The organism is Dethiosulfovibrio peptidovorans DSM 11002, from assembly GCF_000172975.1.
Taxonomy (GTDB): Bacteria; Synergistota; Synergistia; order Synergistales; family Dethiosulfovibrionaceae; genus Dethiosulfovibrio; species Dethiosulfovibrio peptidovorans.
In genome coordinates this window covers 2,351,759-2,364,894 of sequence record NZ_ABTR02000001.1, presented here as the reverse complement: position 1 = coordinate 2,364,894, position 13,136 = coordinate 2,351,759, and the positions used below count along the sequence as shown (strand labels likewise).

The window sequence follows — 13,136 nt, the reverse complement described above, 5'->3', positions numbered from 1 at the left end:
GAGGGTCGGCTCGAGTTCGAGTCGGCCTTTTTTGATTTAGGAGGCCACCGTGTACGTAAAGTGGATGGACAACGGTCGAGGTAGAATCTGGCTTTCTACGTTAGGGTTGAAGGCTTTCGTGGAGAGCTATCTTCCCGAAGGCGTCAGCTGTAGAGATATTGAGTTTTTAGGAGAGAAAAATCAGATTTTTCTCTCCCTGGTCTTGAGCGATACCACGTTGTATCTGGATAAGCTGTCGACGTCGGAGGAGCTGACGGAACGTCTCGAGGCTCTCGGGCTCGATGCAGTTGTCTCGTGGAAGCACGTCTCCGACGTGGAGGGCGAGAACGGTCCGGGGTTGACGGAACGGCCTTACTTCTGGGGCATAATTGGCGCCGTTATGGCGGCCCTTTTGAAGCTTGGACTTAAGGGAACCCTGGAATGTCTTCTGGCAGGCGCCGTTTTTTACGGATTTGTTTTTTTCTTTCGTTCCGATAAGGGGCAGCATTGGACCTCTCGGATCGCCAGGTTTTTCAAGGAGATGATGGATTGAAGGTCGGACGAGGTCATTATAAAAAACATCGGGCCCGGGAGGTGGCTCTTCAGCTTCTTTATTCCATGGACGTGACCAAAAAACACGATGCCGAGAAAGCGTTGAACGATTTTTCCTTCGAGGACGAGATCGATGTCGAAACGGGCGTCAGAGCCCTCGTCTTGGGGGTCATGGATCATCTGGGAGAGATAGACAACCTCATAAACGTCAACGTCGTGGGGTGGAGAGGGGACCGTATGGTCGCAGTAGACCGCGCGGCCATACGGTTGGCCGTATACGAAGGCCTGATAGCCCGTGTCGTCCCTGTCCCGGTAGCCATATCCGAGGCAGTTGAGCTGGTCAAGGTCTTCGGTACCGACGAATCCGGCAGGTTCGTGAACGGAGCCCTGGCCAGGATAGTCCGCGCCATGCCGGAAGACGATGAGTGAGGCCGTATCCAACAAGGGGATCCTCTCGGTAGACGACCTGTCCTTTAGGATAAAAGAGGCGATAGAGAGTTACCCGGGAATGGGTAAAATAGCGGTCCATGGCGAGATCGTAGACTTGAAACGACACAGCAGCGGTCATTGCTACTTCACCCTCTCCGGGCGAGAGAGCCGTATAGCCGGGGTCCTCTTCAGGTCCGACGCCGCCGGGGTCGTCAAATGGCCTCGTCCCGGTGACGAGGTCGTCGTCGGTGGGCGGGTGTCCTCCTATCCTCAGAGAGGAATATACCAGTTGTACGCCAGGAGGCTTTTCCCCTTGGGTAAAGGGGCCATCTCGAGGGCGAAGGAAGAGCTCAGGGCGAAGCTCTCCAAGGAAGGGATTTTCGCTCCTGAGAGGAAAAGGCCTATCCCTCCCTACCCGGAGAGGGTACTGTGTATAACCTCCGCCACCGGAGCGGCCTTCAGGGACGTGGTAAAGGTTATGGGGACCAGAAATCCGTCGGTGGAATTGGTCCTCATTCCCGCTACCGTACAGGGAGTCGACGGTCCGGACGAGATCGCCGAGGCCTTTGCGAAGGTGCCGTCTTTTTTGCCTGCCGATGCCGTGTTGCTCGTCAGAGGTGGAGGGAGCAGAGGAGACCTCAATCCTTTCGACGACGAGACGGTGGTGAGGTCCATCTCCTCTTGTCCCGTTCCGGTCGTAGTGGGAGTAGGGCATCAGGTCGACTTCACACTGTCCGACATGGCGGCGGACATGCGTTGTGCCACTCCCTCGGAGGCCGCAGAGGCGGTCGTCCCCGACAGGACCTATCTCTACAGCCTTCTTTCCAACGGCAAAAACCGTCTTAAAAAGGCGATGGAGAGGGAGATCGATAGACTCGCCACCCGTGTGGTCGACAGGGAGACCCTCCTGACTCGACTGGTGGCGGGAGATATCGATCGTCTTAAAAAGGACGTCGATGGCCTGTCTCGTAGAGCCGTGTCCGCGACGGAAAAGACGGTCGTTAGCGAGATCGGGAGGCTTGCAGGGCTTTCGGCGGCTTTGGACGGGGCCTCCCCCCTGAGGATTCTGGGAAAAGGTTACGTTTCCTGTCGAGACGAAACCGGTACTCCCGTCTCTTCGGTAAAGTCCATGGCTCCCGGTAAAAAGATATCCCTCGACTTTCTGGACGGGAGAGCCTACTGTCGAGTGGAGTCGTCGTGTGTTTTGAAAAGGAGCTGATTGGATGGTCCCCGATACGTTGAAATGGAACGAAGGGGAGCTCTCCCTTTTGGACCAGACGAAACTTCCCTGGGAGGTTTCCTTTGTCCGTTGTAAAACCTGCGAAGAGGTCGCCTCCGCCATAAAGTCCATGGTAGTGCGAGGTGCTCCTGCCATCGGGGTAGCGGCAGCCTACGGCATGGCTTTGGCCCGTCTGGCCGGAGAGGACATGCTGGAGGCCAGATTTCTTTTGATGTCAACTCGCCCCACGGCGGTAAACCTTCGCTGGGCCCTAGAGAGAATGGACAGGGTAGTCGGAGCCTCTCCTGTTGCTGTCGTCGATGAGGCAGTGGCGATACACAGGGAAGATCTAAATATAAACAAGGCCATCGGGGAAAACGGAGCCAACCTCATACCGGACGGGGCTAATGTCGTCACCCACTGCAACGCCGGAGCCATCGCTACAGCAGGCTGGGGAACCGCTCTCGGCGTTCTCAGATCTTGCGTGCGTTCCGGCAAGAGAATTCGGGTATACGCCGACGAGACCCGTCCTAGGCTTCAGGGAGGACGTCTTACCGCCTGGGAGCTTAGGGAGGACGGGATAGACGTCACGGTCATGACCGATGGAATGGCGGCCTGGCTGATGAAAAGAGAGAAAATAGGCGCCGTCCTGGTCGGAGCGGATCGGATAGCGATGAACGGCGATACCGCCAACAAGATAGGTACCTACGGACTTTCCATTGTCGCGAAGGCCCACGGGGTGCCTTTTTACGTAGCTGCCCCTATGAGTACCTTCGACGAAGGTCTTTCCGACGGAGATGGCATACCTATAGAGGAGCGAGACGGTTCGGAGATAAGATCTCCTTATAGTTCGAAACTCATACCGGATGATGTTCCGGTATGGAACCCAGGGTTCGACGTCACTCCATGCGAGAACGTGACCGCCATAGTTACGGAGATGGGGGTTCTCAGACCTCCCTACATCGAATCCATAGCGGAGGCGATTGACCGCCGTCCAAAAGACGAGAGAGGATGTGCTGATAGATGAGGGATTTTTCCGTGGCCGACATGGATATGGCCCCTAAAGGCAAGCAGAAACTGGATTGGGCCTGGCAATATATGCCGGTCCTTTCGTCGTTGGAGAGGCGTTACTCCGGCGAGAGACCCTTCGACGGTGTGCGATTGGCCGCCTGTCTTCATCTAGAGGCTAAAACCGCCTGTCTGTTGAGGACCTTCGCTCGTTTGGGAGCAGAGATCTTCGCCGCTGGCAGCAACCCCCTTTCCACTCAGGACGATGTCTGCGCCGCCCTGGTCTCCGAGGGGGTGCACGTGTTTAGCCACAGAGGCATGGATCACGACAGCTACTTCGGTTATCTGAGAGACGTGTTGAGCAGCGATCCGGAGATAATAGTCGACGACGGAGCCGACCTAGTGGCGACCTTGTTGGACGAGAGGAAGGACCTTATCGGAAAGGTCAAAGGCGGTTCGGAGGAGACCACCTCGGGGGTCAAGAGGCTCAAGGCTATGGAGAGACAGGGAATTCTCCCCTTTCCGATGATCTCCGTCAACGATGCGGACAGCAAGTACCTTTTCGACAACCGCTACGGCACCGGTCAGTCCGTGTGGGACGGGGTGATGAGGACCACCAACAGCCTCATAGCCGGCAAGGTCGTGGTGGTCGCAGGCTACGGATGGTGTGGCAGAGGGGTCGCCATGAGGGCAAAGGCCCTGGGTGCCAGGGTGGTCGTGACCGAGATAAACCCTCACAGGGCGTTCGAGGCCCTTATGGACGGCCACGAGGTAATGACCATGGATTCCGCCGCTCCCCTGGGAGATATCTTCCTCACCTTGACCGGCAACCTGGACGTCATAAACGCCAGGCACATGGATAAGATGAAAGATGGAGTCATACTGGGCAACGCAGGACATTTCGATGTGGAGATATCAAAGTCCGATCTGACCTCGATAGCCTCCAGTGTCTCCGAGGTCAGACCCAACGTTACCTGCTATAGGACGAAGGATGGCCGGAATATCTACCTCCTGGGGGAGGGACGCCTGGTTAACCTGGCGGCGGGAGACGGACATCCCATAGAGATAATGGATCTCAGCTTCGCCTTGCAGCTTCTGTCCGCCCTCCATATTCAAAGGAGCCACGGGGACATGGAGTCCAGACTTTATCCGGTTCCGGAGGACATCGACCGTCTGGTCGTATCCACCAAGCTGGAGTCCCTGGGAGTCTCTTTGGACGAGCTTTCAGAGTCTCAGAAGGCCTATATGGTGGACTGGAGGGAGTGAGTTCATGACGATGCTTCTGAAGGACGTGATGTTTCTCGACGGATCGATGGATTCTGCGAGGTCCGGCGATATCCTGATCGAGGACGGAAAAATATCATCGGTCGAGAAGGCAGGAAGCCTGATCGGAGACGATGTGGTGGACGGCAAGGGACGGATGGCGGTGCTACCCGGTTTCGTGAACTGTCATACCCATGCCGCCATGAGCCTTCTGAGGGGGTTGGGAGAGGAGAGGCCTCTAAAAGAGTGGCTGGAAGAACAAATCTGGCCGGTCGAGGCTAACCTCAACCCGGAGAGAATATACTGGGGAACCCGATCCGCCCTCATGGAGATGGCCTCTTCCGGTACCACCTGTTTCGGCGATATGTACTTCGAAATGGACAAAGTGGCAGAAGCCGCCAAGGCATGCGGTATGAGGGCAGGGATCTGCCGCGGCATAGTCGGAGACGACGAATCCAAAATAGAGGAATCGCTTGCTCTGGCCGATAGATATAAAGATGATCCCATGGTAACGGTGCAGATGGGCCCCCATGCTCCCTATACGGTACCATTAGACGCCATGAAGAAGATAGCCTCCTCCGCCAAGGATAATGGTATGTCCGTACACCTTCACTATCTCGAGGCGGAATGGGAGCTGGGATACCTGAAGGACGAGTTTGGAACAGGTGCCATGGAATATCTGGAGAAGACCGGACTGTGCGACGTTTCTGGACTCATACTGGCTCACTGTGTCTGGTTTCCAGAGGACGGGCTCTCCGATCTTTCGAGGGTACCGGCCACGGTGGTACACAATCCTGGCAGCAATCTGAAGCTCGGCAGCGGGGTGGCTCCAGTCAGCTCTATGCTCTCCAAAGGTGTTTCGGTGGCCTTGGGCACCGACGGAGCCGCCAGCAACAACCGTCTCGATATGTGGGGCGAGCTGAGAACCGCGACGTTGATCCATAAGGGGGTCTTGAGAGATCCGTCCATCGTGACCGCTAAGGAGATACTGGACGGGGCCACCTACAAGGGCTATCGAGCTCTGGGGTTCGAGAAAGCCGGACTGATCAGAGAGGGCTGGAAAGCCGACTTGGTCCTGGTCGATCTGGATGGCCCCAACTATATAGGGGTGAACGAGGATAACCTGGGGGTATTCCTGGTATATGCCGGTTCCTCCTCCGACGTGGCGGGAACCATGGTGGACGGTAGCTGGATCTACATAAACGGGGAATTTCCCGGACAGGACGAGGAAGAAGTCCTCTCCAACGCCCGTAAGGCACGGGCTGAACTGATACGCCGTTAGGGGTGACCGATAATAATGGAATGGAAAAGCGGTAAGGAGATCCGTCGACTGTTCGTCGATTTCTGGGTCTCCAAAGGTGCCAAACACTACGATAGCTTCTCCCTGGTTCCCGAGGATCCTACTCTGTTGTTCACCATAGCAGGTATGGTCCCCTTCAAGAAGTATTATCTCGGCATAGCCGAGCCGGATGTGGACAGTGCGGTAACCTCTCAGAAGTGTGTCCGCACTAATGATATAGACAACGTGGGACGTACCGCCAGGCATCATACCTTTTTTGAGATGCTCGGCAACTTCAGCTGGGGAGGGTACTTCAAGAAAGAGTCCATAACATGGGGGTGGGAGTTTCTCACCGAGGTCATCGGTCTAGATCCCGATCGTATGTACGCCACCATATACAAGGACGACGAGGAGGCCTTCGACGTCTGGAACAAGGACGTCGGACTTCCCGACAGCCGTATACTTCGTTTCGGCGAGGACGAGAACTTCTGGTTTATGGGACCTCAGGGGCCCTGCGGCCCCGACTCGGAGATCCTCTACGACCAGGGACCGGCCTTTTCCTGTGGGCCGGACTGCAAACCCGGTTGCGAGTGCGACAGGTATCTGGAGATATGGAATCACGTGTTCACTCAGTACGATCGCCAGGAGGATGGCTCTCTGCTTCCTCTGCCGAGGAAGAACATCGATACGGGAATGGGACTGGAGAGACTCACTTCCCTTGTCCAGGGGGTCAGCAACGATTTCGAGACCGATCTGTTCCGTCCCATAATGGACCACGTGTGCGACATGGCCGGTATAGGATATGGCGACGGTCTCCAGGGGGATATGGCGGCTAAGGTGATCTCGGACCACATAAGGGCGGTCTCCTTCATGATAGCCGACGGCATACTTCCCTCTAACGACGGACAGGGCTATGTTCTGCGCCGTCTGCTCAGAAGAGCCGCTCGTTACGGCAGGCTGATAGGGCTCAAGAAGGCCTTCCTGACCGACCTCATACCGAACGTCATGGATATAATGGCCGATCCCTACAGGGAGCTTCTGGACAACCGTCTCACCATAGAGCAGGTGGTGGCAGTGGAGGAAAAACGTTTCGGCCGGACCCTGGAGCAGGGCAGTGACCTCCTTCATCAGGAGATATCCTCGGTATTTGCCGGAGATGGAAGCATACTTCCCGGAGATGTGGCCTTCGAGCTTTACGATACTTACGGTTATCCTCTGGAGCTGACCAGGGAGATCTGCGAGGAAAAGGGGCTCTCCGTCGACGAGGACGGCTTCCGAAGGGAGATGGAGGTTCAAAGGGAGAGGGCTCGATCCTCCAGCAAACAGGCCAACTCCGTGATGACCGGAGATCTCTACGCCGAGTTGCTTTCTGAACATGGACCCACTCCCTTCTTGGGGTACGATTCCCTCGAGCTGGAGGCAGATCTGACAGTTCTGATGAAGGAAGGGAAGGTCGTCGACAGCGCCTCGACGGGAGATTCTGTTGAATTTCTGTTGTCACGAACTCCCTTCTACGCCGAGAGAGGCGGTCAGGTGGGAGACCAAGGCTTCGTCAAGGGCGACGGCTTCATTGTAGAGGTAGAGGACACAATTCACCCGGCGGGAGATCTCATAGTTCACAGAGGAATAGTCACCAGCGGAACCGTAAAATCTGGCTGCGAGGTTAGGGCCATGGTGGACAAGGACAGACGGGAGGCCATAACAAAAAACCACACCGCCACCCATCTTCTCCATGAATCTTTGATAAGGGTCCTTGGCGGGCACGTCAGACAGAACGGTTCTTTGGTATCCGACCGATTCCTCCGTTTCGACTACACTCATTTCGAACCTCTGAGCTCCGGCGAACTGGACGAGGTGGAGCTCATGGTGAACCAGGAGATACAGAACAACAAAACTATCAAGGTAGACGAGACCGATCTCGCAACCGCCAAGAACCTGGGGGCGAAGGCTCTTTTCGAGGAGAAGTACGGAGACAAGGTCAGAGTGGTCTCCATCTCTGAGTTTTCCTCCGAGCTCTGCGGAGGTGTCCATGTCTGCGCCACCGGAGAGATAGGTCTGTTCAAGATCATCAACGACGAGAGTATCGGATCGGGCATCAGGCGTATTACCGCCATGACCGGGATGAATGCTTTCAGAAATTACCAGAATATAACCGGAACCCTGAAAGAGCTTTCCTCAAATCTGGGGGTCCGACCAGCCAGGCTGATAGAGAAGATAAAGTCCATGGACGAGGAAAACAGGGAGCTTCAGAAAAAACTCCAGCGTTACACAATCCGTTCGGCTATGGACGATCTCAGGGAGAGCGTGGTCAAGACCGATATAGGGCAGGGAGTATCCCTTTACGTGGCCTCTATAGAAGGAGTTACCCCCGATCAACTTCGGGAGGTCGGAGACAGCATAAAGGATAAGGATACCGGATCGGTGACCCTGTTGATGTCCAGCGACGGAGATCGTACCCAGATGGTCTGTATGGTCGGTGGCGATGCCGTGGAGAAGGGGCTGCACGGAGGGAAGATAGTCAAGGAAGTGGCCGCATTGTTCGGTGGAAAAGGCGGCGGTAGGCCCACCATGGCCCAGGCTGGCGGCCCTAAAATCGACGATATGAAGGATATCCTCGATAAGGCAGTTGCCATAGTGAAAGGGTACGTAAAGTGACGAGAAGAATCGTGGCTTTGGATATGGGGACCGTCCGAATAGGGGTCGCCATGAGCGACCCCCTGGGATCTTTCGCCCAGGGGGTCGCGGTATGGGACGCCGAAGGAGACTGGCTCTCCGATTTGAGGGACCTCGTCACCTCTCGAGACGTATCCACCGTGGTGGTGGGGCTCCCCATAAGAGAGAACGGAACTAAGGGGCCTTCTGCCGAGAACGTGGAGGCCAAGACCGAGGCGGTAAGAGAGGCCTTTCCCGATTTGGAGATAGTCATGTGGGACGAGAGATACACCTCCACCATAGCCAACAGGGTGTTGATCGAGGGAGACGTGTCCAGAAAAAAAAGAAAGGGTCAGGTGGACAAGGTAGCCGCCACGGTGATATTGCAGGGATATCTGGATTCCCTGAGGAGGTAATATGTTGAAAAGCTTCACCTTGCCGGACGGAGTAAAGATGACTCCTATGTTGGAGCAATTTGTCCGGTGGAAAAACGAGTACCCCGAAGCTCTTCTTTTCTTTCGCATGGGAGATTTCTATGAGCTTTTTTTCGACGACGCCAAGGTGGCATCGGAGGTTCTCGATATAGCCTTGACCGCCAGAGACCAGGGCAAAAAGATCCCCATGGCCGGGATCCCTCACCATGCGTCGGAGAGTTATCTTGGAAAATTGATAAAAAAAGGCTATCACGTGGCCATCTGCGAACAGATGACCGAGCCGAATGGCCGTTCTCTGGTGGATCGTCAGGTTATAAGGCTGGTAACTCCCGGGACCTATCTCCCGGAAGAGGCCGGAAACGACGGACGGTTGGTCGCGGTTCGTAAGCTGGATCGGTACAGATGGGCGGTAGGATCGTTAGAACCGGGAACCGGTTTTTTGGAGGCTGGGGCGATGCCCTTGGACGAGGTTCGAGCTTTCCTGTCCGCCTACAGTGGATCGGAGATACTTCGCCCCAAGGGGAAGATCCCGGAGGAGATAGCTTCCCTTATCGAGAGTTCTCCTGTCGTCGAGCTGCCTGTAGAGGATTTCGATCCAGCCGGAGGGGCCAGATGGCTTCAACATAGATGGGGCCTGGCCTCCCTTCAGGGTTTCGGTTTTCAGGACGGTGCCCCGGAAATAGGGGTGGCTGCCGCGCTGCTTCGTTATCTGGAGGAGACTCAGTTCGGAGCTGCCAGGCACGTCTCGGGAATAGCCCCGGTGCTTTCCTCCCGATATCTACATCTCGATGTGACCACTCAAAGGAATCTCGAGCTTTTCGACGGTGACGGACCGTCCCTCTACGACATACTGAACCGATGCAAGACGGCCTGCGGAAGAAGGCGTCTGAGAGAGTGGATAACGAGGCCCTTGATGGACCCAGGGGAAATATCCCGCCGTCTAGACGTTCAGGAAACCCTACTTAATTTCTCGGATGAATTGAACGATCTGCAGAAGGGACTCGTGCATTGCAAGGATATAGAGAGATCTCTGGCTAGGCTGCATATGAGATCGGGAAACCCCAGGGACCTGGCGGCGATTAGGGATACATTATCCGCTCTTCCCTCCATAGAGATAGCTCTGAAAGGTGCGGGGTTGTCCCATCTTCTTCCCTGTAGCGACGATTTTCGTGACGTATCGGATCTTCTAGCCAGGGGAATTGAGGATAGTCCGTCCAGGGTTCTGGGAAACGGGAAAATAGTGAGAGACGGTTTCGACGATAAACTGGACGAATGGAGGGGCTTTGCCGAGAGAGGTCAGGAATGGCTGAACGATTTTACCCAGAGGGAGAGGGATCGGCTCTCCATCCCCAGGCTAAAGACGGGATATTCCAGGGTCTTCGGTTATTACTTGGAGATAGGGAAGGGATCTATGAGAGACGATCTCGAGCTTCCCGAGGATTACAGGAGGCGGCAGACCCTGGTTTCGGCGGAGCGCTACACCACGTCGGAGCTCCGCGATTTCGAGGAAAGAATGTCGAGATCGGAAGAGGAGGTTCGAAAGAGAGAGACCGAACTGTACGGTATGCTCTTGGAGAAAACTCTAGAGAAGACCGAAAAGCTTCAGTCTCTAGGCAGGGCGTTGGGTAATCTGGATGTCCTGGTCTCCCTTGCGGAGGTCTCCAGAGAGAGAGGATATATCAGACCTGATTTCAACGATGGTGGAGACATCTCGATAAGAGGAGGTCGCCATCCCGTGGTCGAGGCCGTACAGAAAGAGATCCCCTTTGTCCCGAACGACGTGGATATGAAGATGGACGGAAACAGGTTGGCCATAGTTACCGGGCCCAACATGGCGGGCAAGTCCACCTATCTCAGGATGACCGCCCTTCTCGTCATAATGGCTCAAATGGGGACCTATATACCGGCGGAATCGGCAGAGCTGGGGCTCTGCGACAGGGTTTTCACCAGACTGGGAGCCAGGGATGAACTGGCCTTCGGAAACAGTACCTTCATGGTCGAGATGGTCGAGACCGCCAACATACTGCACAACGTCACGGACAGAAGCCTGGTTATTTTAGACGAGGTGGGACGAGGAACGTCCACCTACGACGGCATGAGTATAGCCTGGGCCGTCCTGGAGTACCTTCAGGGCGCCTGTGGCCGCTGTCCCAAGGTTCTTTTCGCCACCCACTATCACGAACTTACCGCTCTGGAGAGGCGGATGCCCCACGTCTTCAACCTGAGGGTGGAGGTGGAGGAGCGTCCGGACGGGGTGACTTTTCTTCATAGGGTGATCCCCGGTCAAGCCGATAGATCCTACGGAGTCGAGGTGGCTCGGCTGGCAGGATTGCCCCGGGTGGTTCTGTGTCGGGCTCAGGAGCTTTTGGAACGTTTCGAGAAAAGATCGGACGATGGGGCGTCGGTTCCGGAGCCCTCCGTTCAGATGGAGTTTTTCGACCTGAAGGGAGACGCCATAATACAGGAACTAGCCTCTCTATCCCCGGACGAACTGACTCCTATTCAGGCTCTGGAAAAGGTCTACGAACTGCACGAGGAAGCCCGAAAGGCGGTGAAACCTTGACGATCCATAGACTGCCCCAAACAGTGGCCATGAGAATAGCGGCGGGAGAGGTCGTAGAAAGACCTATCTCTGTCGTCAAAGAGCTGATGGAGAACAGTCTCGACGCGGGGTCCTCCAGGATCTCCGTATCTGTGATCCAAGGCGGTCGCCTTTCCATCGTGGTCGAGGACGATGGCTGTGGCATTCCCCGAGAGGACCTGCCCCTGGCGGTGGAAAGACACGCCACCAGCAAGATATCCTCTATAGAGGATCTTGAGGCTATTGCGACCTTGGGTTACAGAGGAGAGGCTCTTGCCAGCGTAGCAGCGGTGAGCCGCCTGGACATAAGGAGCAGGACGAATCAAGAGGATAGTGGCGTCTGGCTCAGGATGGAGGGCGGGGGACCGCCCAAAGTGGACGAGCAGAACTGTCGCATAGGGACCAGGGTACAGGTGGACGATCTTTTCTTCAATCTTCCGGCGAGGCGCAAGTTTCTTAAAAGTGCCAGAGCGGAGCTCAGAAGAATAACCAAGGTAGTCCAGGAGTTCAGCGTCGCCTATCCCTCGGTTGCCTTTATATTGAGCAGCGACGGTAAAAAGATCTACGAGACACAGGGGGGCAGGGACAGGGTGGATGTCCTGAAGAGCCTTTGGGGGGACGAACCGGAGATACTGACCTCGTCGGGGGCTAGAGGTCCTTACTCGGTCACTCTGTGGTGGCAGAGGATCTCCAAGGTTTCCCGAGTCTCCGTCATGGCTTTCGTCAACGGCAGGAGGGTGGAGGACGGAACGATCAGGGCGGCGATTTCCTCCGGCGAGACCCATCCGGGAGGGAATTGGGCCGTATGGGTAGAGACCCCCCCCGACGAGGTGGACGTGAACGTACATCCGGCTAAGACGGAGGTCCTCTTCAGACATGGAGGCGATCTCTTCGCGGCAGTCAGGGACGGAGCGACCTCCATGAAAGGTCGGTCGTTGCCGGATTGGGAAAGCCGTCAGTTACTGAGGACAGGATCTCCTGCCGGGACCTATGTTCCGAAATACGCTCCGAAAGGGGAATCTCTCTTCAGAGGGGTGGATCCTTTTCCTTCATCTTCTGGATCCGGCGGCGAGACTCGCCTCAGGTCCTTTAAAATTCCCTCTGCCCCTGCAGCGGAATCCTCACCCCTTCCAGTCAGGGAGCAGATCAGCGACCCTGTGGAGGTGGACGAGGGGCCTCATATCTCATATCTGGGACAACTGGATTCGGGATACCTCGTTTTCGACGACGGTGGTGACATGGTCTTGATGGATCCCCATGCGGCACACGAGAGGATAAACTTCGAGAGGATAAAGAAGCGCTGTTCTTCCGAGTACGGAACTCAACACTTGGCCACTCCCGTTCACCTGCCGCCTACTATGGCCTCCGAGGTCGATCACATGGAGGAAAGGCTGGCTTCAGTCGGTTTCGTTTTTTCCGTCGGCGATGGGGAAACCCTGCTGGAGGGAATTCCCGACGTTCCCGGTTGTTCTTCCGTCTCTCCCGTCGATATGCTCAGGACTACCATTGCCGCACTGTCGGAAAACACCGATACAGGCGAGATAATGTGGCTGAAGTGGGCTACCTTGGCGTGCAAGGCCTCGGTGAAACTTACCTGGAAGCTGTCTCGGGAGGAAGCCGTCGCTCTCTGGAGAGATCTCACCCGTTGCGAAACCCCTTCCGCCTGTCCTCACGGGAGGCCCGCTGTGTTGAGACTTTCCTCGGACAAGATGGCCTCCCATTTCGAGAGGAGTTGAATCT

Annotated in this window: 10 protein-coding genes; all 10 read left to right on the top strand. The window is 55.9% G+C overall.

Annotated elements, in window-relative coordinates:
- Positions 1-49 precede the first annotated feature (49 nt).
- Genes DPEP_RS11430 through mutL form a run of 10 tightly spaced genes read left to right on the top strand, consistent with a single transcriptional unit; the run spans position 50 to position 13,132 of the window.
- On the top strand, positions 50-532 hold the full coding sequence (locus DPEP_RS11430; protein ID WP_005662216.1) for a hypothetical protein: 483 nt from the start codon (positions 50-52) through the stop codon (positions 530-532).
- Complete coding sequence (gene nusB / locus DPEP_RS11425; RefSeq protein WP_005662214.1) at positions 529-960, top strand: transcription antitermination factor NusB; 432 nt, start codon at positions 529-531, stop codon at positions 958-960. The genes DPEP_RS11430 and nusB overlap by 4 nt, the downstream gene beginning before the upstream one ends.
- Positions 953-2,179, top strand: a complete 1,227-nt coding sequence (xseA, locus tag DPEP_RS11420) for an exodeoxyribonuclease VII large subunit (protein WP_005662212.1) — start codon at positions 953-955, stop codon at positions 2,177-2,179. The genes nusB and xseA overlap by 8 nt, the downstream gene beginning before the upstream one ends.
- A 4-nt stretch (positions 2,180-2,183) precedes the next feature.
- The gene (gene mtnA / locus DPEP_RS11415; RefSeq protein ID WP_005662211.1) at positions 2,184-3,206 is read left to right on the top strand and encodes an S-methyl-5-thioribose-1-phosphate isomerase; all 1,023 of its coding nucleotides are present in this window, start codon (positions 2,184-2,186) and stop codon (positions 3,204-3,206) included.
- Complete coding sequence (locus tag DPEP_RS11410; protein ID WP_005662207.1) at positions 3,203-4,453, top strand: adenosylhomocysteinase; 1,251 nt, start codon at positions 3,203-3,205, stop codon at positions 4,451-4,453. The genes mtnA and DPEP_RS11410 overlap by 4 nt, the downstream gene beginning before the upstream one ends.
- A 4-nt stretch (positions 4,454-4,457) precedes the next feature.
- On the top strand, positions 4,458-5,732 hold the full coding sequence (locus tag DPEP_RS11405) for an amidohydrolase (protein ID WP_005662203.1): 1,275 nt from the start codon (positions 4,458-4,460) through the stop codon (positions 5,730-5,732).
- Positions 5,733-5,747: 15 nt separating this feature from the next.
- On the top strand, positions 5,748-8,384 hold the full coding sequence (alaS, locus tag DPEP_RS11400; protein WP_005662201.1) for an alanine--tRNA ligase: 2,637 nt from the start codon (positions 5,748-5,750) through the stop codon (positions 8,382-8,384).
- A complete protein-coding gene (gene ruvX, locus DPEP_RS11395; protein ID WP_005662199.1) occupies positions 8,381-8,797 on the top strand; it encodes a Holliday junction resolvase RuvX in 417 nt (138 codons plus the stop codon). Before alaS ends, ruvX begins: the two co-directional genes overlap by 4 nt.
- Before the next feature lies 1 nt (position 8,798).
- Entirely contained in the window at positions 8,799-11,378 is a 2,580-nt protein-coding gene (gene mutS / locus DPEP_RS11390; RefSeq protein ID WP_005662197.1) for a DNA mismatch repair protein MutS, read from the top strand.
- A complete protein-coding gene (mutL, locus tag DPEP_RS13660; protein WP_005662195.1) occupies positions 11,375-13,132 on the top strand; it encodes a DNA mismatch repair endonuclease MutL in 1,758 nt (585 codons plus the stop codon). The genes mutS and mutL overlap by 4 nt, the downstream gene beginning before the upstream one ends.
- Positions 13,133-13,136 lie beyond the last annotated feature (4 nt).

Excerpts from the sequence above, each read along its gene's own strand:
- xseA (WP_005662212.1), top strand. The coding sequence starts at position 953 with ATGAGTGAGGCCGTATCCAACAAGGGGATCCTCTCGGTAGACGACCTG.
- mtnA (WP_005662211.1), top strand. The coding sequence starts at position 2,184 with ATGGTCCCCGATACGTTGAAATGGAACGAAGGGGAGCTCTCCCTTTTG.
- DPEP_RS11410 (WP_005662207.1), top strand. The coding sequence starts at position 3,203 with ATGAGGGATTTTTCCGTGGCCGACATGGATATGGCCCCTAAAGGCAAG.
- DPEP_RS11405 (WP_005662203.1), top strand. The coding sequence starts at position 4,458 with ATGACGATGCTTCTGAAGGACGTGATGTTTCTCGACGGATCGATGGAT.
- alaS (WP_005662201.1), top strand. The coding sequence starts at position 5,748 with ATGGAATGGAAAAGCGGTAAGGAGATCCGTCGACTGTTCGTCGATTTC.
- mutS (WP_005662197.1), top strand. The coding sequence starts at position 8,799 with ATGTTGAAAAGCTTCACCTTGCCGGACGGAGTAAAGATGACTCCTATG.